The sequence below is a fragment of the Mycobacterium sp. Panama NTM2 genome, assembly GCF_054355555.1.
The window spans coordinates 3,151,000-3,176,713 of the sequence record NZ_CM135953.1 but is presented as its reverse complement, the minus strand read 5'-3'; the positions used below and the strand labels follow the sequence as shown (position 1 = coordinate 3,176,713).

Genomic DNA, 25,714 nt, shown 5'->3' with positions numbered 1-25,714 from the left:
TGGCGCGCCGTGACAGCCGTCCGAGCCCACCGTCGATTCGTCCTAAGCTCTACGCCGTGGGGATCTCCAAAGTCGAACGGTTGATGAACCTCGTCATCGCGCTGCTCTCGACGCGCACGTTCATCACCGCCGACCGGATCCGGGACACCGTCTACGGCTACTCCGACGGGTCCAGTGACGAGGCGTTCTCGCGCATGTTCGAGCGCGACAAGAACGAACTGCGTGACCTCGGCATCCCGCTGGAGACGGGCCGGGTGTCGTCCACCGACCCCACCGAGGGGTACCGGATCAACCGTGAGGCGTACGCGCTGCCCGCCGTCGAGCTGACGGCGGACGAGGCCGCCGCCGTCGCGGTGGCCACCCAGCTGTGGGAGTCGCCCGAACTGATCACCGCGACGCAGAGCGCACTGCTGAAGCTGCGCGCCGCCGGCGTGGATGTCGACGCACCCGACGGCGACGTCACGATCACGTCGACGGCGGCGCTGCCCGGGCTGCGCGGCTCCGAGGACGTGCTGGGAATCCTGTTGTCCGCCATCGATTCCGGCCGAGCGGTGCAGTTCCCGCACCGGCCGTCCCGCAGCGAGCCCTACACCACGCGCACCGTGGAGCCGTGGGGTGTGGTCACCGACCGGGGCCGCTGGTATCTGGTGGGGCACGACCGCGACCGCGACGCCGTGCGCACCTTCCGGCTCTCCCGCATCGGCGCAGACGTGACGCCGATCGGCGAACCCGGCGCAGTGGTCCGGCCCGCGGATGTCAATCTGCGCGAGATCGTGGCGCGCGTGGTGGGGGACTGGCCCGGCGCCGGGCAGGCCCGCGTCTGGGTCGCCGACGGGCGGGCGACCGCGCTGCGCCGCCAGGCCACGGTCGTGGGCGCGAAGACGCTCGGCGGGCGGCTGGGGCAGGAGATCACGCTCGACATCGGGATGTTCGACCGGCTGGCCCGCGAGATCGCGAGCTACGGCGCCGACGCGGTGGTGCTGGAGCCGGCCTCGCTGCGCGACGACGTCGTGGCGCGTCTGCAGGCACAGGCCGGCGTCGAGCAGGTGAAGGCATGACCGCGCTGAGCACCCGGCTGGTGCGGCTGCTGAACATGGTGCCGTACTTCCAGGCCAACCCGAAGATCACCTATGACGAGGCGGCCGCCGACCTGGGGGTGAGCGTCAAACAGCTGCGCGACGACCTCAATCAGCTGTGGATGTGCGGCCTGCCCGGCTACGGGCCCGGCGACCTGATCGACTTCGAGTTCTCCGGGGACACCATCGAGGTCACCTTCACCGCGGGTATCGACCACCCGCTGCGGCTCACCTCGCCCGAGGCCACCGGCATCCTGGTGGCCCTTCGCGCCCTGGTCGACGTGCCGGGGATGGTCGATCCGGAGGCCGCCCGCAGCGCGATCGCCAAGATCGAGTCCGCGGCGGGTAGTGCCTCGGCCGACGGCGCCGCGGTCGACGAGCCGGCGCCGGCGGAGAGCGAGGCCGCTGCGGCGGTGCGCACCGCGGTACGCAGCGACCGGGCCCTGGCCATCGAGTACTACTCGGCTTCCCACGACATGCTCACCAGCAGGGTCGTCGATCCGATCCGCGTGGTGCTCGTCGCCGACCACAGCTACCTCGAGGCGTGGTGCCGCACCGCCGAGGCGGTCCGGCTGTTCCGCTTCGACCGGATCGTCGACGCCCGGGTGCTCGACGAACCGTCCGCTCCGCCGCCGCCTGCGGTGCAGGCCGGCCCCGACACATCGCTGTTCGACCCGGACACTGCGGACCCGTCGCTGCCGACCGCGACGCTGCGCGTGGACCGGTCGGCGTCGTGGATGTTCGACTACTACCCGCTGCGCGTGCTGCAGGAGTACCCCGACGGATCGTGCGACGCCGCGATGACCTACGCCTCGGACGACTGGATGGCCCGGTTCGTGCTCGGTTTCGGCTCTGCGGTGCGGGTTCTCGAGCCGCACCAGCTGGCCGAACGGGTGCGACGGGCGGCGGTCGCGGCGCTGGACGCCTATCGGGTGGGCCCGGACGGCGGGTAGACTCGGCCGCGACGTCTGGAGGTAACCAAATTGGGTGGTCTACAACCCTGGCACTGGGTCATCGTCATCGCCGTGTTCGTACTGCTCTTCGGTGCCAAGAAGCTGCCGGACGCAGCGCGCTCACTGGGCAAGTCGATGCGCATCTTCAAGTCGGAGATCAAGGAGATGCAGGCCGACGGCAAGTCGGACCAGCCGACCCAGATCTCCTCGGAGCGGGTGTCGGACGCCGAGCGGCCCGTCGGGCACACTGAACCGTCGTCGGACAAGCGCCCCGCCTGAACCGTCACCTCGACACGACGCGGGAGCTGACCGCGTCGTGATCGGAGTGCCCGCGAACAGGTAGGCCACTTCGTCGTGCAGATCCCAGGACTCTTCAAGAAGCTCGATCCCCGCCGGCGCCGATCGCGGGTCAACCCCGACGGCACCATGTCGTTGGTCGAGCACCTCACCGAGTTGCGCACCCGGCTGCTCATCTCGGCCCTCGCGGTGCTGCTCACCACCATCCTCGGCTTCGTCTGGTACAGCCATGGCGCCTTCGGACTGCCCAGCCTCGGTGACTGGTTGCGCGGGCCCTACTGTTCACTGCCGGACTCGGCGCGTGCCTCGATCGCCCCCGACGGGGAATGCCGGCTCCTCGCCACAGCGCCGTTCGACCAGTTCATGCTGCGGCTCAAGGTCGGTCTGACCGCGGGCCTGGTGATGGCGTGCCCCGTCTGGCTCTATCAGCTGTGGGGGTTCATCACCCCGGGCCTCTACAGCCGGGAACGCCGGTTCGCGGTCGCCTTCGTCACCATCGGCGCGGGGCTGTTCGTGACCGGTGCCGTGCTGGCCTATGTGGTGCTGTCCAAGGCGCTGGGTTTTCTGCTGACGGTCGGCAGTGACGTCCAGGTGACGGCTCTGTCCGGCGACCAGTACTTCGGCTTCCTGATCAACCTGCTGCTCGTGTTCGGGATCAGCTTCGAGTTCCCGCTGCTGATCGTGATGCTCAATCTGGTCGGCGTGCTCACCTACGTGCGGCTGCAGGCGTGGCGGCGCGGGCTGATCATGGGCCTGTTCGTGTTCGCGGCGTTCGCCACTCCCGGCTCTGACCCGTTCTCGATGCTGGCGTTGGCGCTGGCACTGACCGTCCTGCTGGAAGTGGCGATCCAGATCGCCCGCATCAACGACCGCCGCAAGGCGCGTCGTGCCCTCGACACCATCAGCGACGACGAAGCCGCCCCGATCGGCTCGGCGGAACCGGTGGAGGCGCCATCACCGGTGCCCGCGCCGTCGCGGCTGTCGATCGACGACGATGCAACCTGAGGTGACCGCTGACTCGGTCGCCGCGTTCACCGAACTGCTCCCGTTCGCGCTGGACGGATTCCAGCGGCGGGCGTGCGACGCGCTGGCCCACGGCCACGGGGTCCTGGTGTGTGCGCCCACCGGCGCGGGCAAGACCGTCGTCGGCGAATTCGCCGTCCACCTGGCGCTCGCGGCGGGCCGAAAGTGCTTCTACACCACACCGATCAAGGCCCTGAGCAACCAGAAACACAACGATCTGGTGCGCCGCTACGGCCCCGAGCGCATCGGCCTGCTCACCGGCGACCAGAACATCAACGGCGACGCCGACGTGGTCGTGATGACCACCGAGGTGCTGCGCAACATGCTCTACGCGGATTCGCCCGCTCTGCACGGTCTTTCGCACGTCGTCATGGACGAGGTGCACTTCCTCGCCGACCGGATGCGCGGCGCCGTGTGGGAAGAGGTGATCCTGCACCTGCCCGACGACGTCCGGTTGGTCAGCCTGTCGGCGACGGTGAGCAACGCCGAGGAATTCGGCGGCTGGATCCAGACCGTGCGCGGTGACACGACCGTGGTCGTCGACGAGCACCGGCCCGTGCCGCTGTGGCAGCACGTCATGGTCGGCAAACGTCTGATGGACCTGTTCGACTACCGGACCTCGGGGCCTGCGCGCGCCGGCCGCGACGTGCTGGTCGACCCGGAGTTGTTGCGGCACATCTCCCATCGCCGCGAAGCCGACCGCCTCGCCGACTGGCAGCGCCGGGGCCGCGGAGGCCGAGGAGATCGGGGCGGACGACCCACCATCTACCGGACGCCCGGGCGCGCCGACGTGATCACCGTGCTCGAACAGCGCAACCTGCTGCCCGCGATCACGTTCATCTTCTCCCGGGCCGGCTGCGATGCGGCGGTCAAGCAGTGCCTGCGGTCGTCCCTGCGGCTGACCACCGACTCCGAGCGGGCGCGGATCGCCGAGATCGTCGACCGCCGCACCGCCGACCTCAACGACTCCGACCTGATCGTCCTGGATTTCCACGAGTGGCGCGAAGGACTGCTGCGCGGCCTGGCCGCCCATCACGCGGGCATGCTGCCGGTGTTCCGGCACACCGTCGAAGAACTGTTCACCGCGGGTTTGGTCAAGGCTGTGTTCGCCACGGAGACACTGGCGCTCGGCATCAACATGCCCGCGCGCACCGTGGTTCTGGAGCGGTTGGTGAAGTTCAACGGCGAACAACACCTCCCGCTCACGCCGGGCGAGTACACGCAGCTGACCGGTCGGGCAGGCCGGCGCGGCATCGACGTCGAAGGCCACGCGGTGGTGCTGTGGAACCCCGACGTCGACCCTGCCGAAGTGGCCGGGTTGGCGTCGACGCGCACGTTCCCGCTGCGCAGCTCGTTCGCGCCGACGTACAACATGACCATCAACCTGGTGCACCGGATGGGTCCCGAGCAGGCGCATCAGCTGCTCGAGCGGTCGTTCGCGCAATATCAGGCCGACCGGTCGGTGGTGGGGTTGGTGCGCGGGGCCGAACGGGCGGAGAAGATGCTCGATCAGCTCGCCGCCGACTTCGGCGGGAGGGGAGCGCCGATCCTCGACTACGCGCGGCTGCGGGCGCAGATCGGGGAACGCGAACGGGCGCAGTCACGCGCATCCCGGCTGCAGCGCCGGCAAGCCGCCAACGACGCGCTGACCTCGCTGCGTCGCGGCGACATCATCACGATCACCCATGGCCGGCGTGGCGGGCTGGCCGTCGTGCTCGAGCCGGCCCGGGACGACGACGATCCGCGCCCGCTGGTCCTGACCGAGGGCCGCTGGGCGGGCCGGATCTCCTCAGCCGACTACTCGGGGGCGATCGGCCCGATGGGTCGCATGAACCTTCCCAAACGCGTCGAGCACCGCAATCCGCGGGCCCGCCGCGATCTCGCATCGGCGTTGACCTCTGCCGCCGCGGGGCTCGACGTCCCGTCGGTCCGCACGCGCCGCGGCGGTCCGGCCGCCGAACCCGACGTCGATCCCGAGCTGGCCACGCTCAGAGAGCGGATGCGGGCCCACCGGGCCCATCAGCTGCCCGACCGCGAGGAGAAGGTGCGCCTGGCCGAGCGCTACCTGAAGATGGAGCGCGACAACGAGGCGTTGCGGCGCAAGATCGCGGCCGCGACGAACTCGCTGGCGAACACCTTCGACCGGATCGTGGTGCTGCTCACCGAGCGCGGTTACATCGCGGGCGACGGCGACACCCGGTCGGTCACCGCCGACGGCCGCCTGCTGGCCCGCATCTACAGCGAATCCGACCTGCTCGTCGCCGAATGCCTGCGCACCGGCGTGTGGGAGGACCTCGACGCCGCGGAACTCGCCGCCGCCCTGTCGTCGGTGCTCTACGAATCGCGTCGGGACGCGCACGGGCCGACCGACGGATCCGACGTGCCGACGGGCCGGCTGCGGCGCGCACTCAACCGCACCCGCCGGCTGTGGACCGAGCTGCGATCCGACGAGCAGCGGCATCGACTCGCCCCCAGCCGCGAACCCGACGACGGTTTCGTCGCCGCCATGTACCGCTGGGCCAGCACGGGAGATCTCGCCTCGGCGCTGGCCGCCAGTGATCCCGGCACCGGAGTCACGATGCCCGCAGGCGATTTCGTGCGATGGTGCCGTCAGGTGCTCGATCTGGCTGATCAGGTCCGCACCACTGCGCCGTCACAGGCATTGCGGGCGACCGCGAAACGCGCCATCGACGACGTTCGACGCGGCATCGTCGCCGTTGATGCCGGGTAGTGTGTGGCCAGCTACACCGCCACAGCCGCGCACGACCGAGGAGAGAAATGAGCGGACCGCAGGGATCTGATCCGAACCAGCAGTGGCCGGGTCAACAGCCTGAGTCTGGCGCGGAGCAGCAGCCGTCGAACGAGTCGGCTGCCAACCAGGGTTGGCAGCCACCGTCAGGGTCGCAGCAGCCGCAGGCGCCGGACCAGCAGTCCTGGCAGCCGCCGGCCTACACGCCGCAGCAGTACCCGCAGTACCAGCCGCCCACGGCGCCGCCCACCTATCCGCCGCAGCAGTACCCGCCGACCGAGCAGTACGGGGCCAATCCCGCCGGTTATCCGCCGCCGGGGCAGTACGGGCCGCCGGGCGCCTACGGTCAGCAGCCGCAGTACGGGCAGTACGGCCAGCCGGGTCAACCCGGTCAGTACGGCCAGCCGGGCCAACCCGGTCAGTACGGCCAGTACCCGAACTACCAGGCCCCGGGCTCCGACGAGGGCTCGAAGAAGTCGATGGCCGTCATCGGCACCATCGTGGGTGTGGTCGCCGCGATCATCGTCGCGGTCGTGCTGGTCCTCGGGTTCTGGAAGCCGGGTTTCTTCGTGACCACCAAACTCGACGTCAACGCCGCACAGACCGGTGTGCAGCAGATCCTGACCGATCAGACCAACGGGTACGGCGCGAAGAACGTCAGCAACGTCAAATGCAACAACGGCGTCAGCCCCACGGTGAAGAAGGGCGACACCTTCAACTGCGAAGTCAGCATCGACGGCACCAAGCGCCAGGTGACGGTCACCTTCCAGGACGACAAGGGCACCTACGAGGTGGGCCGGCCCAAGTAGGTCAGGGCAGCCCGTCGAGCGCCTTCTGCAGGCGGCCGACCGAGGACGACACGCCGTAGCGTTGGGCGAGTTCTGCGACCGTGCGCGGGTGTGCGGCGGCCAGCGGCAGTGTGTCGTCGGGCGTGGAGAACGTGACGGGCGCGTCGGTCGCGACGCGCACCACGGGCTCGGCGGCAGCCAGGTAGTCGGTAGCCGCACGCAGCTTGGTGCGCTGCGCCTTGGCGAGTGTCGAGCCCGGGTCATCGATTGCGGCGCGCACCTCGGACAGCGACCCGTATGTGGTCAGCAGCGTCGAGGCGGTCTTCTCGCCGATGCCTGCCACACCGGGCAGTCCGTCGGACGGGTCGCCACGCAACAGCGCGAGCTCGGCGTAGGCCGGTCCGGCGCGGTCGATCGGCACACCGTAGTTCTCGGCCACCTCGCCCGGGCCGTACTTGGTGGCCTTCGCCAGGCCGCGGCCCAGGTAGAGCACCCGAACGGGGGTGGGCTCGTCGCGCACGACCTGCAGCAGGTCGCGGTCCCCGCTGACGACGACGACCGGGTCCCGGGTCTCCCGGCTCGCCAGCGTGCCCAGCACGTCGTCGGCCTCGTGCTCGGGGGCGCCCGCCGTCGCGATACCGAACGCATCGAGGATCTCCATGATCATGTCGACCTGCGGGGTCAACTCGTCGGGTACCTCCTCGACATCGGGCTCGTCGCCGGGGTTCTCCTGCACCACCCGATGGGCCTTGTACGACGGCACCAGGTCGACGCGCCACTGCGGGCGCCAGTCGTCGTCACGGCACACGACCAGGCGGTGTGGCTGCTCGCGGGTGATCACGGTGGCCACCGCGTCGAGGAACCCTCGCACTGCGTTGACGGGGCGGCCGTCGGGTGCGGTGATCGACGACGGCACACCGAAATACGAGCGGAACCACATGCTCGCGCCGTCGAGGAGCACCAGGGGAGCAGTCACGCCGCCATCCTGCCAGGCGCGTTTCTCCGGCGACCAGACGCGAACTCGAGTGTTCTGCCCGGCGTGTCGCTCGAGTTCGCGTCTGGTCGCGCGAAGGAACGCGGGCACTAGCCTGGTGGGCATGAGCGCACAGTCCCGTTTCAGCACCGACGTGTACGCCCACCGCCTGGCCGCCGCGGCGCGCGCCGCCGCGGACGCCGGGCTGGCCGGCCTCGTCATCACCCCCGGCTACGACCTGCGCTACCTGGTGGGCTCCCGGGCGCAGACCTTTGAGCGGCTGACTGCCCTGGTGCTGCCCGCCGACGGCCCTGCCACGATCGTGGTGCCGCGGATGGAGCTGGCGGCGCTGAAGGAATCAGCGGTGCCCGAACTCGACGTGACGGTGCGGGACTGGGTCGACGGCGAGGACCCCTATGCGCTGGTCGCCGACGCGCTCGGCGGGGGCCCGGTGAGCGTCGCGGTGACCGACGCGATGCCCGCACTGCACCTGCTGCCGCTGGCCGGGCTGCTCGGCGAGATGCCGGTGCTCGCCACCGAGGTCCTGCGCACCCTGCGCATGGTCAAGGACGCCAGCGAGGCCGACGCGCTCGGCAAGGCCGGAGCCGCGATCGACCGGGTGCACGCCCGGGTACCGGACTTCCTCGTACCCGGCCGCACCGAAGCCGACGTCGCCGCTGACATCGCCGAAGCCATTGTCGCCGAGGGGCATTCAGAGGCGGCGTTCGTCATCGTCGGCTCCGGCCCGCACGGGGCCGATCCGCACCACGAATGCTCGGACCGCGAGCTGCAGGTCGGCGACGTCGTGGTCGTCGACATCGGCGGGCCCTACGAGCCGGGCTACAACTCCGACTCCACCCGCACGTACAGCCTCGGCGAGCCCGACCCCGAGGTGGCCCGCCGCTACGCGGTGCTGCAGCGGGCCCAGCAGGCGGCGGTGGCCGCCGTCCGCCCCGGGGTCACCGCCGAACAGGTCGACGCCGCAGCCCGCGACGTCCTGGCCGCCGAGGGGCTGGCCGAGTACTTCGTGCACCGCACCGGGCACGGCATCGGCCTGTCGGTGCATGAGGAGCCCTACATCGTCGCCGGCAACGACCTGCCGCTGCAGGAGGGAATGGCCTTCTCCATCGAGCCCGGCATCTACTTCCCGGGTGAGTGGGGGGCGCGCATCGAGGACATCGTGATCGTCACCGCCGACGGCGCGGTGTCGGTCAACAACCGACCGCACGACCTGGTCGTCGTGCCGGTGGGCAGCTAGTCGTCGCCCCGGTCGAGCAGGCCCGAGGAGCCGAGCACCCGCTGGACCCGGACCTCGATCACCACCCGCTTGGGGTTCGGCCGCGGCGTGCGATAGCGCTGCGCATAACGTCGTTCGGCGTCGCGCACCTTGTCGGACTCGGTGTACACCGTGGACGAGCCCTCCAGCGAGAGCCAGCGCGCGCCGTCGACCTGGCTGAGCACCGCGACGCCGCGCTGCTCGGCGTTGACGGCCTTCTGCGAGCCCCCGGTGGTGATCACGCGGGCGATGTGGGTGGCCGGGTCGAAGGTGAATCCGACGGCGACCACGTGGGGAGAGTTGTCGGACCGCAGCGTCGTCAGCATCGCCAGATGCCGCTCGGTCAGGAATGCGATCGCATCGCCTGTCAGCCGCGTGGTTGCCTTGCCCATCGGCGTCCACGCTAGCGCAGGACATAATCGCAGCCATGAATGACACGGCTGAGCGGGCCGAGGCGGCAGACACCGATCTGGTCGTGGTGTTCGGCGGCCGCAGCGAGATCGGCGTCGAGGTGGCGCGGCGACTGGCCCGCGGCGCGACCGTCGTGCTGGCCGCGCGCCGACCCGACGATCTCGAGGCCGAGACCGCGACGCTGCTCGGCGCGGGCGCCCGCGCGGTGCACACATGCGACTTCGACGCCGACGACCTCGGCTCGCACCGCGGACTCGTCGCCGACATCGTGGCGCGTCACGGGGCGATCGGCACCGCCGTACTGGCGTTCGGCATCCTCGGGGATCAGGCCAGGGCCGAGCGTGATGCCGCACATGCCGCTGCGATCGTGCACACCGACTATGTCGCACAGGTCAGCCTGCTCACGGTCCTCGCGGAGACGATGCGGGATGCGGGCCGCGGGACTCTGGTCGCGTTCTCGTCGGTCGCCGGGGTGCGGGCGCGGCGGGCGAACTACGTGTACGGCTCGGCCAAGGCCGGGCTCGACGCATTCTGCAGCGGGTTGACCGACGCGCTGCACGGCACCGGGGTGCGACTGCTGCTGGTGCGGCCGGGTTTCGTGATCGGCCGGATGACCGAGGGCATGACGCCCGCGCCGCTGTCCAGCACCCCCGCGCAGGTCGCCGACGCGACCGTGGCGGCACTGCGGCGAGGTCGCAGCGTGGTGTGGGTCCCTGCCACGCTCGTCGCGCTCGCGGCAGCGTTTCGCGTCACCCCGCGGCCGGTGTGGCGGAGGTTGCCCAGATGATCGTCGTCGTCGGGATCGGCGCCGACGGGATGGCCGGCCTCGCGCCGCCGGCGCGTGCCGAATTAACAAGGGCCACCGTCATTCACGGCTCGCAGCGTCAGTTGGCGCTGCTCGATGACAGTGTGCGCGCGGCCCGGCGGCCATGGCCGAGCCCGCTGCTGCCCGCGATCGACACGCTGCTCGACGGGGTGGACGGCGACGTCCACGTGATCGCCAGCGGTGACCCCCTGCTGCACGGCATCGGCAGCACACTGATCCGTGCGCACGGCGCGGACCGGGTCGCGGTGCTGCCCCACGTGTCCTCGGTGACGCTGGCGTGCTCCCGGGTCGGGTGGTCGGTACAGGACACCGAGGTGATCAGCCTGGTCACCGCCGAACCGGTCAGCGCGATCCGGCGCGGGGGCCAGGCCGTGGTGTTGTCCCGGGACCGGACGAGCCCCGTCGAGTTGGCGCGGCTGCTGGCCGCGACGGGCCGCGGCGATTCGGAGGTGACGATCCTCGAGCAACTCGGCGGCCCGCGGGAGCTGCGCCGGTCGTCGACGGCACGGGAATGGGCTGCGCGCCCACCGGGTGACGTCGACGACCTCAACGTCGTCGCGGTGCGCTATCTGCCGGACGAGCGGGTGTCCGCGGTGCTGCCCGACGATCTGTTCTCCCACGACGGGCAGCTCACCAAGCAGTCGATGCGCGCGGTCACGCTGGCGGCGCTGGCGCCGCGGCCGGGAGAGCTGCTCTGGGATGTCGGAGCGGGCTCCGGCAGCATCGCGATCGAGTGGTGTCGCACCGGATCAGGCTGTAGCGCAGTGGCCTTCGAGCGCGATGACGAGCGGCGCCGCCGGATCGCCGACAATGCTCGAACATTCGGTGTGGCGCTGGACGTCCGCGGTGGCGCCCCCGAGTCGCTGACGCAGGCGCCGACGCCCGCGGCGATCTTCGTCGGCGGCGGCGTCACCGCGCCCGGCCTCCTCGAGGCATGTTGGGAGCGGTTGCCCGCCGGCTGTCGGCTCGTCGCCAACGTCGTGACGGCCGAATCGGAAGCGGTTCTCGTGCACTGGTATTCGCGGCACGGGGGAGTGCTGTCGAAGTATCAGCACTACCGCGGCGAAGCCGTCGGTGCGTTCACGGGCTGGCGCCCGGCGATGCCGGTCACGCAGTGGTCGGTGACGAGACCTCGTACGACCTGATCAGCTCGATCGTGCCGAGTTCACGCACCGCCCGGCAGCCCCGGCTCAGCATGGCCAGGATCATCTCGTCACCCCGGTCGGTGGAGGTGGAGAACGCGAACCCCAGCGCCGTCAGGAACGGTGCTTGCAGCGCGCCCAGACGATAGTCCTGCCAACAGGTTTCGAGGTCATAGTCGGTGATGCCGTACCGGCACAGCGCGGTGTGGTAGCGAGTCACCAGGTCGCGTTCGACCTGCGCGCGGGTGCCCGGTGCCAGGCTGGTCGCGGTGAAGTACGCGAGGTCGCGCGCGGGCAGTCCGAGCCCGACGGTCTGCCAGTCCACCACGGTGACCTGTGTGCGGTGCGGGTCGAACAGCAGGTTGTCGAGCCGGTAGTCGCCGTGCAGCAGGGCGAACCGGCCCGGCTCCGCCGACAACCACGGCGTCACCAGGCTCATCGACGTCGCGAGCGTCTCGCGGTCCGTATCGCTGATCCTCTCGCCGAGGCGGTCCAGGGTGATGGTGGCGGCCATCGCCGACACCTCGCCCATACCGGCGGCCGCGGCGTCGTCGCCCGGCTTGGGCATGATGATCGAGCTCAGGTCATACCAGCGCCGCTGACACCAGCTCGGGCCGTGCAGACCCGCGAGCGCATCGACGGCCAGCGCCGCTTCCTCCGCCGTGCACCCGGCGAGCTGGTCCCCCTGAACGGCTGGCGCCATGTCGGCCAGAATGAGGACGAAATCCGTTCCATCCGACGAGATGTCGCTGTGCAGACAGGCCGGTACCGGGACGTCGACATGGGCGCTGACCGCGGCGTAGAACTCGACCTCCGACTTGTAACCCAGCGCCACCCGCTCGCGTACGGCGTCGTCCTGCGCGGGCAGCTTGACCGCGAATGTCGCCGGCGGAGTCGCCGGACCGGCGTAGGTGGCGGTCACCCGGTAGGTGGCGCCGGTCTGTCCGGTACCGATCGGGGTCACCACGGTCTCGCTGACGGCGGTGCCCAGCACCGAGCTCAACCACGTCGCGGTGATGTCGGCCGGCGTGCGCGGGATGGTCACGGGCGTGCCTTTCTCGTCAGTGCGAGGGATACTGCCGCGGGGTGAACACCCGGTCGGTGCCCGGTTCGGCCGAATACCACTGCGTCTGTGACGATCCCACGATCAGCAGGCACCGCATGTCGACATCGGCGGGATCGAGATCGGCCAGGCGCACGACCCGCACCGTCTCGGTCGGCCCGGCGACGTCGCGGCCGATGACCACTGGTGTGCCGGCGTCGCGATGTTCCAGCATCAGGTCGCGCATCGCGCCGACCTGCCAGGTGCGCGTCTTCGATGCCGGGTTGTAGATGGCCAGCACCATGTCGGAACGAGCGGCCGCCTCCAGCCGCGCCGCGATGACGTCCCATGGCTTCAGTCGGTCCGACAACGAGATCACTGCGTAATCGTGTCCGAGTGGGGCCCCGACCCGGCTGGCCACCGCCTGCGCGGCCGTCATCGCCGGGATCACCCGTACGTCGACGCCGGGCCACTGCTTGGCCTCTTCGAGCACCGCGGTGGCCATCGCGAACACCCCGGGGTCTCCGGAGGACACCACGGCCACCGAGCGGCCCTGTTCGGCCAGCGAGCAGGCCAGGCGGGCGCGGGCCGGCTCGTCGGTGTTGTCGCTCGGATGCCGGCGCTGGCCGTCGCGCACCCCGACGCGGTCCAGGTAGGGCCCGTAGCCGATGAGGTCGGTGGCGGCGGCGAGCTCGCGCCGGCTCTGCGGGGTCATCCACGCCGCGTCGCCGGGCCCCAGCCCGACGACCGTGACGGACCCGGTGACCGATGCGGCGGCGGCGCTGGGCGAATCCGGGTCCTGCATCGGCCCGGGAAGCATGGTCAGAGCGAAATAGGGCACCGACCCGTCCTCGACGTCGGCGGCCGGGAGCACGCGTTGTCGCGAGGTGCTGGCCCGCTCCACGTAGTAGGTGTCCTGGAGTCGGCCGGCAGCCGAGAGTGCTTGGCGCACAGCGGGATACGAGCGTCCGAGCTTCATGATGATGGCCGCGTCGGTGTCGGCGAGGCGGCGTTCGAGCTCGGCGGTCGGCATCGTGCCGGGAAGGATGGTCAGCACCTGGTCGCCCTGGACCAGCGGTGTCGACACCGCCGCCGATGCGGCGCTGACCGACGTGACCCCCGGCACGATCACGGCGTCGAAGCGCTGCGTGAGCCGCGTGTGCATGTGCATGTACGAGCTGTAGAACAGCGGGTCGCCCTCGGCCAGCAGCACGACGTCACGCCCGGCGTCGAGGTGTGCGGCGATGCGGGCGGCCGCCTCGCGGTAGAAGTCCTCCATCGCCCCCGCATAGCCGCCGGGGTGCTCGGAGGTCTCGGTGGTGACCGGATAGACGAGGTGTTCCTCGATCTGCCCGGCCCGTAGGTACGGCTCGGCGATGCCGCGCGCGATGCTGCGGCCGTGCCGGGCGCTGTGGTAGGCCACCACGTCGGCGGCGCCGATGACCCGTGCTGCCTTGATCGTGACCAGTTCGGGGTCGCCCGGTCCCAGGCCGACTCCCCAGAGTGTGCCGCGCTCACTCATCGTTCGCTCATTCGATGGTCGTCGCTATCGCGTTGACCGCGGCGGCGGCCATCGCGCTTCCGCCGCGGCGGCCGGTCACCACCAGATAGGACATGCCTCGAGGATCGTCGATGAGCTCCTGCTTCGACTGCGCGGACCCGACGAAGCCGACCGGGCCGCCGAGCACCGCCGCCGGCGGCGCGATGCCCCCGTCGACGAGTTCGAGGAGCCGGAACAGGGCGGTGGGCGCGTTGCCGATGGCCATCACCGCGCCGGGCAGCCGGTCGGCCCACAGGTCGATTGCCGCCGCCGAGCGGGTGGTCGCGTGCTGCGCCGCGAACGCCGGTGCCCGCTCGTCGGCGACCAGCGAGACCACCTCGTTGTCGGCGGGCAGCCGGGAGCGGGTGATGCCTGCGGCCACCATGGACGAGTCGCACAGGATCGGGGCGCCGCCAGCCAGCGCCTCGTAGGCACGGACGACGACGTCGGGGGTGTAGGCGACATGGTCGGGCACGTCGGTCTGACCGCAGGTGTGGATCAGCCGCACCACGACCCGCGCGACGTCGGAGGGGAACCCGGACAGATCGGACTCGGCACGGATCGTCGCGAACGACTGCCGGTAGATCTCCCCGGCATCGCGGATGTAGTCGAGCACGCGATCACCCTACGGGTGGGCCGGCCGCGGCCGGTAGCCGTCTCCGGTCGCGATCAGCACGTCCGCATCGGCGGGGCTGCCGCACGCGCGGTCGCAGCCGACGAAGTGCCGGTGCCGTGCCGGGTCTCGGTCCTCGAAAGCGGCGTCGTCGAAATAAGCGGCGTCGTCGAGGGAAGCGGCGGCGTCGGCGCGCACGTCGGCCAGCGCGTGGGTGCAGCCCGGACGTCCGGTGCACGCCGACACGGACAGCCACGGCGAGTTCTCGTCGAACACGAAACCCAGCGGGGCGAGCACCCGCAGCGCCGCGTCGGCGACCCCGTCGTCGAGATCGGCGATCACCACCGATCGCCAGGGGGTGATGATCAGGGGTGCGTCCACCGCGGCCAGATAGCGGGCCCGCTCGGCGTCGAGCACGCCGAGCGGCACGGCCGCGCCGAGTGCGATCCGGCCGTCGTCCTGGGGGAGCCAGCCGACCGGGGGCCGGGTGCGGACGGGCCACGTCCGGCCGGCCGGCGCCGTCGGTGTCAGGGCGCCGAGGACGACCTCGGGTGCAGTCAATTCCTTGATCCGCCAGGCCTTTCCGCGCACCTCGACGAACCGGCGGGCGACGGCCAGCAGACTCTCGACAGCCTCACCTGCAGGCACCCGCACGCCGGTGTCGGCGCCGGACAGCACGAGCGCCACGGTGTCCCCGTCGACGGCACACACCGCGGCATCGGCGCCGAGGCCGGCGATGTCGCCGCGGCCGTCGTCGATGCCGAACAGAAAGCGCCCCGGCAGGTCGGCCAGCGCGGGGTCGGTCTGCAGTGCCGCGTCGAGCGCCTCGACCAGCGCGCGGACATCGAGCACGCCGCCCTGGCGTCCGGACAGCGGCGACGCGACGATGTTGCGGATCTTCTCCCGGTTCGGCGCCGGCAAGAGGCCGGCTCCGGTGAGGCGCCGGGCGAGCTCCTCAGCGTCGCGGATACCGCGGATCTGGATGTTGCCCCGGGAGGTGAGCTCCAGGGCCGGCGCGGCGAGATCGAGCGCCGCAGTGGCGATCGCCTCCATCTGCGCGGCGCTCAGCATGCCTGCCGGCAGCCGGACGCGAGCGAGGTCGCCGTCGGCGGCCCGGTGGGTCTGCAGCGCGCCGGGACAGGCGTCGGTGTCCCGGGTCCTGGCCATCCGACCACGGTACGCGGCGCCAGGTAGTCGCCGCGCCGCGTGCAGGTGGGATCCGCCTCGCCGACGGCCGGATTCGAGTACTCCGCTACCCGTGATCATGATCGGCGCGGGACCTAGCTTTCGTTCATGACGGGGCCGCGCGGCGGACTCGCAGGATTCCAGGAGTGAACCACCGTGACCGAACTGGCCCTTGACGCCCACATCCGTGAGCCCGACCGTGAGGCCGGCGTGCTGGCCGAGCCTGAGGTGCTCATCACCGAACGCGAGGTGTTGCTGTCGTCGGCGGCAGCTCTCGCCGCGCCGGCGGTGCGTATCTCGCAGCGCCGATCCCGGTGGCGCGCCGTGTTCTCCACCCGACGCCGGCCGCGTCCGCAGCGCAACCACACCCGTCGGCCCAGTTTCATCGAGGACGCGATGATGGCGCGGATGATGGATCGACTCTGAACTGCTCAGCTGGCCAGCCGCACCGGCTCGACGATGTCGGAGTACCCGGATGCGTCGCCGGCGATGACGCGGCTGCGCCGCCCGTGCACGTCGACGGGGACGTCACCGGCCAGCGTCACCCTGCTGAGCCGTCTGAATTGGTTGTCGTAGTCGGCGACGGCGTAGTGCTGAGTGGCACGGTTGTCCCAGACCGCGACATCGCCGGGCTCCCAGTTCCACCGCACGGTGTGCTCCAGCTTGGTGACGCGCGCTTGGAACAGGTCGAACAACGCCGCTGATTCGGCGCGTCCGAGGCCGACGAAGCCCGCGACGAAGTTCCCCAGCAGCAGGACCCGTCGCCCGGTCTCGGGGTGAATCCGGATCACCGGGTGTTCGGTTTCGTAGTAGTCGGAGACGAATTCCTCGCGATACTGACGTTCGGTGTCGGCCAGCGCTTCTCGCCGGCCGTCGATGTCGCGGGCGTAGTCGTAGGTGTTGGTGTGCACGGCCCACAGATTCTCGGCGAGTGCGCGCAGTGGCTCGGGGAGCCGGTCGTACGCTGCCTCGGTCGACGCCCAGGTGGTGCTCCCGCCGTAGGGCGGCAGCGTGACGGCGCGCAGCAGTGACGCCTTGGGGATGCGATCGACGAACGTGACGTCGGTGTGCCAGCTGTTGGCCTTGTCGTAGCGCGAGTCGATCGGCAGCACGGTGGTGCCCCGCGATGTCACGGTCGGATGCGCGGTGGTGGGGGTCCCCAGGGCGCGTGCGAACGCCAGCTGGCCGTCGTCGTCGAGATCGTGCTGGTTCCGGAAGAAGATCACCTTGTGTTCGAGGAGGGCATCGTTGATGTGCGCGGCCGTGGCGGCGTCGACGCCGCGGGACAGGTCCACGCCCTCGATGCGTGCGCCGATCACCGCGCCCAGTTTGACCACATGAACCATCGACCTGCCTCCTCGCGTCTTCTCGCGCGACTCTGCTCCCTGACCCGGCCGCTCGCCCAGGGTTCGATTCACCGGGAGTTCAACCCGTGCCGTTTGACCGCCATCGAGATCGGGTAACGCGACCCCCAACGGACGCGTTGCGCGCCAGCAAAGGCGCGTGCAATCGAGAGAGCGGTGGGTGTGAAACGGTGACCTCCAACACGACGGTGTGGGGGTACGTGTCCACGCATTACGAGCAGCTGATGTTCGACTCGTATCAGCACGTCAGCGCCGTCGTGCAGAGCGTGCTCATCGCGACAGTCATCGGCGTGGCGATAGGGGTGCTGACCTACCGCAACGGCCTGGCGGCAAATCTCGCGACGGCGACATCGAGCGTCATCCTCACCGTCCCGGCGTTCGCTCTGCTCGGTCTGCTGATCCCGCTGTTCGGACTGGGCGTCATTCCCAGCGTGGCCGCCCTGGTGCTGTACTCGCTGCTGCCGATCATCCGCAACACGATCGTCGGCCTCAACGCCGTCGACCCCGCGCTGACCGACGCGGCACGCGGCATCGGGATGAGCCGGCTGGGCACACTGACGCGCGTCGAATTGCGGCTCGTGTGGCCGGCGATCGTGTCGGCCATGCGGTTGAGCACCCAGATGTCGATGGGCGTGCTCGCCATCGCGGCGTATGTGAAGGGCCCGGGGCTCGGCAACCTGATCTTTGCGGGGCTGGCCCGCGTCGGCAGCCCCACCGCACTGCCGATGGCGCTGACGGCGACGCTGCTCATCGTGATCCTCGCACTCGCGCTCGACGCCCTGCTGGTCCTCGTCGGGCGCCTGACCACGTCGAAAGGTGTTCGATGACAACCGATGTCACCGGGGTTCGGATCGAGCTGGACCACGTCTCCAAGGTCTATCCCGGCGCCGACGAACCCGCCGTCGACGACGTCTCACTCGACATCCCGGCCGGCGAGATCGTCGTGTTCGTCGGTCCCTCGGGATGCGGCAAGACGACCACGATGCGCATGATCAACCGGCTCAGCGAGCCGACATCCGGACGGATCCTGATCGGCGACGACGACGCGCTGTCGATCAAGCCGACGGAGTTGCGCCGGTCGATCGGATATGCGATCCAGCAGGCCGGCTTGTTCCCGCACATGACGATTCGGCAGAACGTCGGGCTGGTTCCGGGCCTGCTCAAGTGGGATCGTCAGCGCATCGACGACCGGGTCGACGAACTGCTCGACATGGTCGATCTCGAACCCGGCCAGTACGCCGATCGCTATCCACGCCAGTTGTCCGGCGGGCAGCAGCAGCGGGTGGGTGTCGCGCGCGCTCTGGCGGCCGACCCTCCGGTGCTGTTGATGGATGAACCGTTCGGCGCGGTGGACCCGATCACGCGCAGCACGCTGCAGGACGAGTTGCTGCGCCTGCAAGACGACTTGCACAAGACGATCGTGTTCGTCACCCACGATTTCGGGGAGGCGGTCAAACTCGGCGACCGCATCGCGGTGTTGGGCCCGCAGTCCGCGGTGCTGCAGTACGACACCCCGCAGAACATCCTCGCCAATCCCGCGGACGAGACCGTGGCCGGCTTCGTCGGCTCCGGGGCGTCCCTGCGGCAGCTCGGACTGCTGCGTGTCGGAGACGTCGCCCTGGAATCGCGTCCCTCCGTGCACCACGACGACACGATCGACCAGGTGCGCGCGACGCTCGCGGGCAGCGAGTGCGACTGGGCGGTGGTTCTCGACGGTCGCGAGCGTCCGGTCAGCTGGGTGCGTGCCGACCGGCTCAGGCATGCGGAATCACTCTCCGACGTCGCAGAACACCTGGACGTGGTCAGCACCCAGGCGACGCTGGAAGACGCTCTGGAGGCCATCCTGGCCGAGCAGCACGCGTCGGCGGTGGTGACGGGACCCGGTGGCCGATACGAGGGAGTCGTCACCCTCGACACGCTGATCGACACCATCACCCGGCTTCGTCGCGACGCGGAGGACAGCGCGGACACCGAGAACGAGGCGGACGGCCCCTCGTGACCTCGGCCGACACCGCCCAGAGCGCGCCGACCGGCGCACCGGCGCGCACCGCCGCGGAGCGGTTGCGGCTGTTCGTCCAGCCCGTGCTGGTCATCATCGTCGCAGCGACCGTGGTGTTATGGGCCTTCAATCGCGAACTGACCGCCACTCAGCAGGAGAACATCAACCCCGGCAACGTCGCGACGCTGATCTGGCAGCACCTGCTGATCACCGCAGCGGTCACCGCGATCGTCGTGCTGATCGGCGTCCCGCTCGGTGTCCTGGTCACGCGGCCGGGCGCGAAACTGTTGCGGCCGTTGGTCATCGGTATCGCCAATGTGGGTCAGGCGGCTCCCGCGATCGGTCTGCTGGTGCTGCTGTTCCTGCTGACCGCCCGCACCGGCTTCTGGATCGGCGTGCTGCCGATCGCGCTGTATTCGCTGCTGCCGGTGCTGTCGAGCACGATCCTGGGTATCGACCGGGTGGACCGTTCCATGATCGACGCCGGCCTCGGACAAGGGATGTCGCGTACCGCGCTGCTGGCACGCGTCGAACTCCCGCTGGCGGTGCCGTTCATCCTGGCCGGGCTGCGGACCTCGCTGGTCCTGGCCGTCGGCACGGCCACCCTGTCGTTTCTGGTCAACGCCGGCGGCCTCGGCATCCTCATCGACACCGGTTACAAGCTGCAGGACAACGTGACGCTGATTCTGGGCAGCGTGCTGGCGGTGTGCCTTGCGCTGCTGGTGGACTGGCTCGGCGGGCTCGCCGAGTTCTTCGTCGGCCCCAAGGGTCTGCGGTGAACGGCCGCGGGCGGTTGGCCGCGCTCGCCGCCGTGGTCCTGCTGGTGACGACCGGTTGTGGGCTGGGGTCGGGCAGCGCGGTACCGCTGAAGGTGGAGCCGGGTTCGATCCAGCCGACGCCCGGTCTGGAGGGCGTCGAGATCACGGTCGGCTCCAAGGAGTACACCGAGCAGGTCATCCTGGGCTACATCCTCGAGTACACCCTCGCGGCGGCAGGTGCGCAGGTGCGCGATCTGACCGGCATCGTGGGCAGTCGCAGTACTCGCGGCGCGCAGCTGTCCGGCCAGGTCGACGTCGCCTACGAGTTCACCGGCAACGCGTGGATCAACTACCTCGGCCACGAGAAGCCGCTGCCCGACACGCGTGAGCAGTACGAGGCGGTGCGTGACGAGGATCTCGCCCGCAACGACATGGTGTGGCTGGAGCCCGGGCCGATGGACGACACCTATGCGCTGGCTGCCAGCGCCCGCACCGTGGAGCGCACCGGCGTGCGCACACTGTCCGATTACGCCGCACTGGTCAAGCGTGACCCGGCTGCGGCGCGCACGTGCGTCGACACCGAGTTCCGCGCCCGTCAAGACGGATTCCCCGGCATGGCAACGGCGTACGGCTTCGACCCGGCCCGGGCGATCACGCCGATCCTGCAGGTCGGCATCATCTACCAGGCCACCGCCGAGGGCACGCAGTGCGATTTCGGCGAGGTCTTCACCACCGACGGGCGGATCGCCGCGCTGGACCTCACCGTGCTGGTCGACGACAAGCAGTTCTTCGCGCACTACAACCCGTCGGTGACGATGAAGCGCAGCTTCTTCGAGGCCCATCCCGAGATCGCGGACGTGACCGCGCCGGTCACCGCGGCGATCACCAACGAGGTGATCACCGATCTGAACAAGCAGGTCGACGTGGAGGGCCGCGATCCCAGCGTGGTCGCGCGCGACTGGATGGTGTCGCGGGGCTTCGTGACCGTGGACTGAGCACGGTGTGACAACGGTCACAAAATTCCGGGCATAGTTCTGTCCCGCACCATTTCCGCGCAGAACCCGGTACCGGCGGTACCGTCTGGCCTCAGAGCGCCCCGTGATCGACGGGGTCGCGGGAAAGGAACGACGATGTTCGCACTCATCGGATTCGCCATCGTGGTCGCCGGGCTCATCATCGCCGCGGGAACGCCCTACCGGCAGACCTGGTACGGCCGCTGGAACCGCTGACGCTCGACGGCCGGTAAGTCCCTCATTCGGTTCCGTCGGCGACGCCGAGGTCACGGAGCTCTCCCCCGTCCGGTACGAATGGGGGGTGACGACCGTTCTGCTGCTGTCCACCTCGGACACCGATCTGATCACCGCCCGCGCCTCGGGTGCGCGCTACCGGTGGGCCAATCCGTCGCGGCTGGTCGACGGTGAGCTCGAGGAGCTGCTGGCCGCCGCCGACGTCGCGGTGGTGCGGATCCTCGGCGGTTACCGCGCGTGGGAGGACGGTATCGACGCGGTGGTCTCCAGCGGGGTGCCGACCGTGGTGGTCAGCGGCGAGCAGGCGCCCGACGCCGACCTGATGAACCGTTCGACCACGCCGGCCGGGGTCGCACTGCAGGCGCACGTGTATCTGGCGCAGGGCGGCGTCGACAATCTCGCGAACCTGCACGCCTTCCTGTCCGATACGTTGCTGATGACGGGCGTCGGCTTCGCCGAGCCTGCGAGCACGCCGGCCTGGGGTGTTCTGGAGCGTCCCGCCGGCCGAACCGACGGGCCCGTCGTCGCGGTGCTGTTCTATCGGGCGCAGCAGCTGGCGGGCAACACCGCCTACATCGAGGCGCTGTGTGAGGCCATCGACTCCGCCGGGGGAGTGCCGCTTCCGGTGTTCTGCGCCTCGCTGCGCACCCCGGAGCCCGAACTCATCGAACTGCTCGGCACCGCCGACGCCATGATCACCACCGTGCTCGCGGCCGGTGGCGCGACTCCGGCGGCGGTGACGGCAGGCGGGGCCGACGACACCTGGAACGTGGCTCACCTTGCCGCCCTTGACGTCCCGATCCTGCAGGGCCTGTGCCTGACGTCGTCGCGCGCCCAGTGGGACGCCAACGACGACGGGATGTCGCCGCTCGACGTGGCCACCCAGGTCGCCGTTCCCGAATTCGACGGCCGGATCATCACGGTTCCGTTCTCGTTCAAGGAAATCGACGACGAGGGGCTCATCACCTATGTCGCCGATCCCGAAAGGTGCGCCAGGGTAGCGGGTTTGGCCGTGCGCCACGCTCGGCTGCGATCGATCGGTCCCGCCGAGAAACGGGTCGGCCTGGTGTTCTCCGCCTACCCGACCAAGCATGCCCGCATCGGCAACGCAGTCGGTCTGGACACTCCGGCGAGCGCGATCGCGTTGCTGGGTGCGATGCGCGAGGCGGGCTACGACATCGGCGAGGTTCCTGGCCTCGACGCAGGCGACGGGGACGCGCTGATCCACGCGCTGATCGAACGCGGCGGCCAGGACCCCGACTGGTTGACCGAGACGCAGCTGGCCGGCAACCCGATCCGGGTGTCGGCGAAGGACTACCGGGCCTGGTTCGCCACGCTGCCCCGCGAGCTCGCCGACGCGGTGGTCGAACACTGGGGCCCGCCACCGGGAGAGTTGTTCGTCGACCGCAGCCGCGACCCCGACGGTGAAATAGTCATCGCCGCAATGCAATCCGGCAATGTCGTGATAATGGTGCAGCCGCCCCGCGGGTTCGGCGAGAACCCGGTGGCCATCTACCACGACCCGGACCTACCGCCCAGTCACCACTACCTGGCCGCCTACCGCTGGCTGGACGGGGCGTTCGGCAACAGTTTTCGCGCGGACGTCGTCGTGCACCTCGGCAAGCACGGCAATCTCGAGTGGCTGCCGGGCAAGACGCTGGGCATGTCGTCATCGTGCGGCACCGACGCCGCGCTGGGAGACCTCCCGCTCGTCTACCCCTTCCTCGTGAACGACCCCGGGGAGGGCACCCAGGCCAAGCGACGAGCCCACGCGACGCTGATCGACCACCTGATCCCGCCGATGGCGCGTGCCGAGACCTACGGTGACATCGCCCGTCTGGAACAGCTCCTCGACGAGCACTCCACGATCTCCGCGCTCGACCCGGGCAAGCTCCCGGCGATCCGTCAGCAGATCTGGACGCTGATGCGGGCGGCCAAGATGGACCACGATCTAGGGCTCGAGGACCGCCCCGACGAGGACTCCTTCGACGACATGCTGCTGCACGTCGACGGATGGCTGTGCGAGATCAAGGACGTGCAGATCCGCGACGGTCTGCACATCCTCGGCCAACGACCTGCAGACGAGAGCGAACTCGACCTGGTGTTGGCGATCCTGCGGGCACGGCAGCTCTTCGGCGGCGAGCAGACCGTGCCCGGGCTGCGCCAGGCTCTCGGGCTGGCCGAGGACGGCCATGACGACCGCGCGGCAGTCGACGAGGCCGAAACCAGGGCGCGGGAACTCGTTGCGGCCCTGCAGGACAGTGGCTGGAACGCCGATGTCGTCGACTCTCTGACCGACGACTCCGCGGTCGCGGCGATCCTGCGGTTCGCGGCCGTGGAGGTGGTGCCGCGGCTGAGGCAGACCGCCGGGGAGATCGACCAGGTGCTGCGGGCGCTCGACGGCCACTTCATCCCGTCGGGCCCGTCGGGATCACCCTTGCGCGGACTGGTCAACGTGTTGCCGACCGGACGCAACTTCTATTCGGTGGATCCGAAGGCGGTGCCGTCCCGGCTGGCCTGGGAAACCGGTGTCGCGATGGCGGATTCGCTCCTCGAGCGGTACCGGGCCGATCACGGACGCTGGCCGGAATCGGTGGGCCTCTCGGTGTGGGGCACGTCGGCCATGCGCACCGCCGGTGACGACATCGCCGAGGTGCTCGCGTTGCTCGGGGTCCGTCCCATCTGGGACGAGGCGTCGCGCCGGGTGGTCGATCTCGAGGCCATCCCGCTGGCCGAGCTGGGCCGGCCCCGCATCGACGTGACCGTGCGGATCTCCGGGTTCTTCCGGGATGCCTTCCCGCATGTGGTCGCGATGCTCGACGACGCGGTACGACTCGTCGCCGGTCTCGACGAGTCCGACGAGGACAATCTCGTGCGTGCGCACGCGCAGGGTGACCTCGCCGAGCACGGTGACGAACGACGAGCGACGACAAGGATTTTCGGCTCCAAGCCGGGAACCTACGGCGCCGGCCTGCTCCAGCTCATCGACAGTCGCAACTGGCGCGACGATGCCGACCTGGCCGCCGTCTACACCGCGTGGGGCGGCTTCGCCTACGGTCGGGGCCTCGACGGCGCCCCGGCCACCGACGACATGAACCGGGCCTACCGCCGGATCGCCGTGGCCGCGAAGAACACCGACACCCGTGAGCACGACATCGCCGACTCCGACGACTACTTCCAGTATCACGGCGGCATGGTCGCGACGGTGCGCGCGCTGACCGGTACCGCGCCGGCGGCCTACATCGGAGACAACACCCGACCGGACGCGGTACGCACCCGCACCCTGTCGGAGGAGACCACCCGCGTGTTCCGGGCCCGCGTCGTCAATCCGCGCTGGATGACCGCGATGCGCCGACACGGGTACAAGGGTGCGTTCGAGATGGCCGCGACGGTGGACTATCTGTTCGGCTACGACGCCACCGCGGGTGTGATGGCGGACTGGATGTACGAACAGCTGTCGGCGAGCTACGTCCTCGATGACGAGAACCGCAAGTTCATGAACGAGTCCAACCCGTGGGCGTTGCACGGGATGGCCGAACGCCTGCTGGAGGCGGCCGGGCGTGGCATGTGGGCTGCTCCTGAGCAGGCGACCCTCGACGGTCTCCGGCAGGTGCTGCTGGAGACCGAGGGCGATCTCGAGGGCTGATCCCGCTACATTTGTGCCATGCCCGTGACGTTCGCCGAGGTCGCCAAGTCCGAGTACATCCTGCTCACGACGTTCACCAAGGACGGTAGGCCGAAGCCGACCGCGATCTGGGCGGCGCCGGCGGGGGACAAGCTGATCGCCATCACCCAGGAGAAGTCGTGGAAGGTCAAGCGCATCCGCAACACCTCCCGGGTGACCATCGCCCCGTGTGACCGAGGCGGCAAGCCCAAGGGCGAGGCGGTGGAAGTCACTGCGCGGATCCTCGACAAGTCCGCCAACGCCGCGACCTACGACGCGCTGGGCAAGCGGTACGGCCTGATCGGCAAGGTGTTCAACGTCTTCTCCAAGCTGCGCGGCGGCATGGACAAGAACGTCACCATCGAGCTGGCGGCGAGCTGACCGATGGCACCCACCTTCGCCGACGTCTACCGCGAGAAGTACCTCCTGCTGACCACCTTCACCAAGGACGGCAAACCGAAGCACACCCCGGTGTGGGGTGTTCCTGACGGGGACAAGCTGCTGATCATCACCGACGACGGGTCGTGGAAGACCAAGCGGATCAACAACACTCCGCGCGTGACGATCCAGAAGTGCGGCGTGCTCGGCAAGGTCAAAGGTGAGCCCGTCGAGGGTGTCGCCCGGATGCTGCCCAAATCCGAGACGCGCCGGGTGTTCACCCTCATCATCAAGCGCTACTGGAACCACGCCTGGTACTTCATCCCCCAGGCGATCCTGCGCGGCGGTATCGACAAGGTGCACGCCGCCATCGAGGTGACCGCCCCACCTGCCGGCAGCTAGGAACCGAA

Annotated in this window: 24 protein-coding genes; 17 read left to right on the top strand and 7 right to left on the bottom strand. The window is 69.8% G+C overall.

The features are described from left to right. The first annotated feature begins 56 nt into the window (after positions 1-56). The 6 genes from ACXYX3_RS14965 to ACXYX3_RS14940 all read left to right on the top strand — a co-directional run bounded on the left by ACXYX3_RS14965 (position 57) and on the right by ACXYX3_RS14940 (position 6,907). Positions 57-1,058 carry a helix-turn-helix transcriptional regulator gene (locus tag ACXYX3_RS14965; protein ID WP_241206105.1) on the top strand — a complete coding sequence of 334 codons (1,002 nt, stop codon included), beginning with the start codon at positions 57-59 and terminating at the stop codon, positions 1,056-1,058. Beyond that, positions 1,055-2,029, top strand: a complete 975-nt coding sequence (locus ACXYX3_RS14960) for a helix-turn-helix transcriptional regulator (RefSeq protein ID WP_458608066.1) — start codon at positions 1,055-1,057, stop codon at positions 2,027-2,029. The genes ACXYX3_RS14965 and ACXYX3_RS14960 overlap by 4 nt, the downstream gene beginning before the upstream one ends. A gap of 30 nt (positions 2,030-2,059) precedes the next feature. Then, positions 2,060-2,308, top strand: coding sequence for a Sec-independent protein translocase subunit TatA (tatA, locus tag ACXYX3_RS14955; protein WP_241206107.1), 249 nt, complete (start codon positions 2,060-2,062; stop codon positions 2,306-2,308). A gap of 75 nt (positions 2,309-2,383) precedes the next feature. Next, positions 2,384-3,331 carry a twin-arginine translocase subunit TatC gene (tatC, locus tag ACXYX3_RS14950; RefSeq protein WP_241206108.1) on the top strand — a complete coding sequence of 316 codons (948 nt, stop codon included), beginning with the start codon at positions 2,384-2,386 and terminating at the stop codon, positions 3,329-3,331. Further along, a complete protein-coding gene (locus tag ACXYX3_RS14945) occupies positions 3,321-6,080 on the top strand; it encodes a DEAD/DEAH box helicase (RefSeq protein ID WP_458608065.1) in 2,760 nt (919 codons plus the stop codon). Before tatC ends, ACXYX3_RS14945 begins: the two co-directional genes overlap by 11 nt. Positions 6,081-6,127: 47 nt before the next feature. After that, entirely contained in the window at positions 6,128-6,907 is a 780-nt protein-coding gene (locus ACXYX3_RS14940; RefSeq protein ID WP_241206110.1) for a DUF4333 domain-containing protein, read from the top strand. 1 nt (position 6,908) lies between these two features. Here ACXYX3_RS14940 and ACXYX3_RS14935 read toward each other — a convergent pair whose 3' ends face one another. Beyond that, the gene (locus tag ACXYX3_RS14935; protein ID WP_458608064.1) at positions 6,909-7,862 is read right to left on the bottom strand and encodes a 5'-3' exonuclease; all 954 of its coding nucleotides are present in this window, start codon (positions 7,860-7,862) and stop codon (positions 6,909-6,911) included. 121 nt (positions 7,863-7,983) lie between these two features. Between ACXYX3_RS14935 and ACXYX3_RS14930 the strand changes: the two genes are divergently transcribed. Continuing rightward, on the top strand, positions 7,984-9,117 hold the full coding sequence (locus ACXYX3_RS14930) for a M24 family metallopeptidase (protein WP_458608063.1): 1,134 nt from the start codon (positions 7,984-7,986) through the stop codon (positions 9,115-9,117). Here the strand turns inward: ACXYX3_RS14930 and ACXYX3_RS14925 are convergent. Further along, positions 9,114-9,527 (bottom strand): PPOX class F420-dependent oxidoreductase, encoded by a 414-nt coding sequence (locus tag ACXYX3_RS14925; protein WP_458608062.1) that lies wholly within the window; start codon positions 9,525-9,527, stop codon positions 9,114-9,116. The genes ACXYX3_RS14930 and ACXYX3_RS14925 overlap by 4 nt on opposite strands. 35 nt (positions 9,528-9,562) lie before the next feature. Between ACXYX3_RS14925 and ACXYX3_RS14920 the strand changes: the two genes are divergently transcribed. Both ACXYX3_RS14920 and cbiE read left to right on the top strand, forming a co-directional pair. Then, on the top strand, positions 9,563-10,333 hold the full coding sequence (locus tag ACXYX3_RS14920) for an SDR family NAD(P)-dependent oxidoreductase (protein ID WP_458608061.1): 771 nt from the start codon (positions 9,563-9,565) through the stop codon (positions 10,331-10,333). Further along, positions 10,330-11,517, top strand: coding sequence for a precorrin-6y C5,15-methyltransferase (decarboxylating) subunit CbiE (gene cbiE, locus ACXYX3_RS14915; protein ID WP_458608060.1), 1,188 nt, complete (start codon positions 10,330-10,332; stop codon positions 11,515-11,517). The genes ACXYX3_RS14920 and cbiE overlap by 4 nt, the downstream gene beginning before the upstream one ends. On the opposite strand, the gene ACXYX3_RS14910 is transcribed toward cbiE, so the two are convergent. From ACXYX3_RS14910 to cobG, 4 genes are read right to left on the bottom strand one after another with little or no spacing between them, the layout of a single operon-like run. Further along, positions 11,480-12,559, bottom strand: a complete 1,080-nt coding sequence (locus tag ACXYX3_RS14910) for a phosphotransferase family protein (protein WP_458608059.1) — start codon at positions 12,557-12,559, stop codon at positions 11,480-11,482. The genes cbiE and ACXYX3_RS14910 overlap by 38 nt on opposite strands. Positions 12,560-12,575: 16 nt before the next feature. Further along, the gene (locus ACXYX3_RS14905; protein ID WP_458608058.1) at positions 12,576-14,078 is read right to left on the bottom strand and encodes a precorrin-2 C(20)-methyltransferase; all 1,503 of its coding nucleotides are present in this window, start codon (positions 14,076-14,078) and stop codon (positions 12,576-12,578) included. Between the two features lie 7 nt (positions 14,079-14,085). Beyond that, positions 14,086-14,712, bottom strand: a complete 627-nt coding sequence (locus ACXYX3_RS14900) for a precorrin-8X methylmutase (RefSeq protein ID WP_458608057.1) — start codon at positions 14,710-14,712, stop codon at positions 14,086-14,088. A gap of 9 nt (positions 14,713-14,721) precedes the next feature. After that, positions 14,722-15,876 carry a precorrin-3B synthase gene (gene cobG, locus ACXYX3_RS14895; RefSeq protein WP_458608056.1) on the bottom strand — a complete coding sequence of 385 codons (1,155 nt, stop codon included), beginning with the start codon at positions 15,874-15,876 and terminating at the stop codon, positions 14,722-14,724. A 174-nt stretch (positions 15,877-16,050) separates the two neighbouring features. On the opposite strand from cobG, the gene ACXYX3_RS14890 reads away from it, so the two are divergent. Then, on the top strand, positions 16,051-16,320 hold the full coding sequence (locus ACXYX3_RS14890; RefSeq protein ID WP_458608055.1) for a hypothetical protein: 270 nt from the start codon (positions 16,051-16,053) through the stop codon (positions 16,318-16,320). Between the two features lie 5 nt (positions 16,321-16,325). Here the strand turns inward: ACXYX3_RS14890 and ACXYX3_RS14885 are convergent, their stop codons facing one another. Further along, entirely contained in the window at positions 16,326-17,240 is a 915-nt protein-coding gene (locus ACXYX3_RS14885; protein ID WP_458608054.1) for a TauD/TfdA dioxygenase family protein, read from the bottom strand. A gap of 242 nt (positions 17,241-17,482) precedes the next feature. On the opposite strand from ACXYX3_RS14885, the gene ACXYX3_RS14880 reads away from it, so the two are divergent. The 7 genes from ACXYX3_RS14880 (at position 17,483) to ACXYX3_RS14850 (ending at position 25,706) form a co-directional block, all read left to right on the top strand. Then, the gene (locus tag ACXYX3_RS14880) at positions 17,483-18,085 is read left to right on the top strand and encodes an ABC transporter permease (protein ID WP_241206177.1); all 603 of its coding nucleotides are present in this window, start codon (positions 17,483-17,485) and stop codon (positions 18,083-18,085) included. Further along, on the top strand, positions 18,082-19,257 hold the full coding sequence (locus tag ACXYX3_RS14875; protein ID WP_458608053.1) for an ABC transporter ATP-binding protein: 1,176 nt from the start codon (positions 18,082-18,084) through the stop codon (positions 19,255-19,257). Before ACXYX3_RS14880 ends, ACXYX3_RS14875 begins: the two co-directional genes overlap by 4 nt. Continuing rightward, positions 19,254-20,036, top strand: a complete 783-nt coding sequence (locus ACXYX3_RS14870) for an ABC transporter permease (RefSeq protein WP_458608052.1) — start codon at positions 19,254-19,256, stop codon at positions 20,034-20,036. Before ACXYX3_RS14875 ends, ACXYX3_RS14870 begins: the two co-directional genes overlap by 4 nt. Further along, positions 20,033-21,010 carry a glycine betaine ABC transporter substrate-binding protein gene (locus tag ACXYX3_RS14865; RefSeq protein WP_241206124.1) on the top strand — a complete coding sequence of 326 codons (978 nt, stop codon included), beginning with the start codon at positions 20,033-20,035 and terminating at the stop codon, positions 21,008-21,010. Before ACXYX3_RS14870 ends, ACXYX3_RS14865 begins: the two co-directional genes overlap by 4 nt. Before the next feature lie 319 nt (positions 21,011-21,329). Further along, positions 21,330-24,908 carry a cobaltochelatase subunit CobN gene (cobN, locus tag ACXYX3_RS14860; protein WP_458608051.1) on the top strand — a complete coding sequence of 1,193 codons (3,579 nt, stop codon included), beginning with the start codon at positions 21,330-21,332 and terminating at the stop codon, positions 24,906-24,908. Between the two features lie 18 nt (positions 24,909-24,926). Then, a complete protein-coding gene (locus ACXYX3_RS14855; protein ID WP_458608050.1) occupies positions 24,927-25,307 on the top strand; it encodes a PPOX class F420-dependent oxidoreductase in 381 nt (126 codons plus the stop codon). A 3-nt stretch (positions 25,308-25,310) separates the two neighbouring features. Further along, on the top strand, positions 25,311-25,706 hold the full coding sequence (locus tag ACXYX3_RS14850; protein ID WP_458608049.1) for a PPOX class F420-dependent oxidoreductase: 396 nt from the start codon (positions 25,311-25,313) through the stop codon (positions 25,704-25,706). The last annotated feature ends 8 nt before the right edge of the window (positions 25,707-25,714 follow it).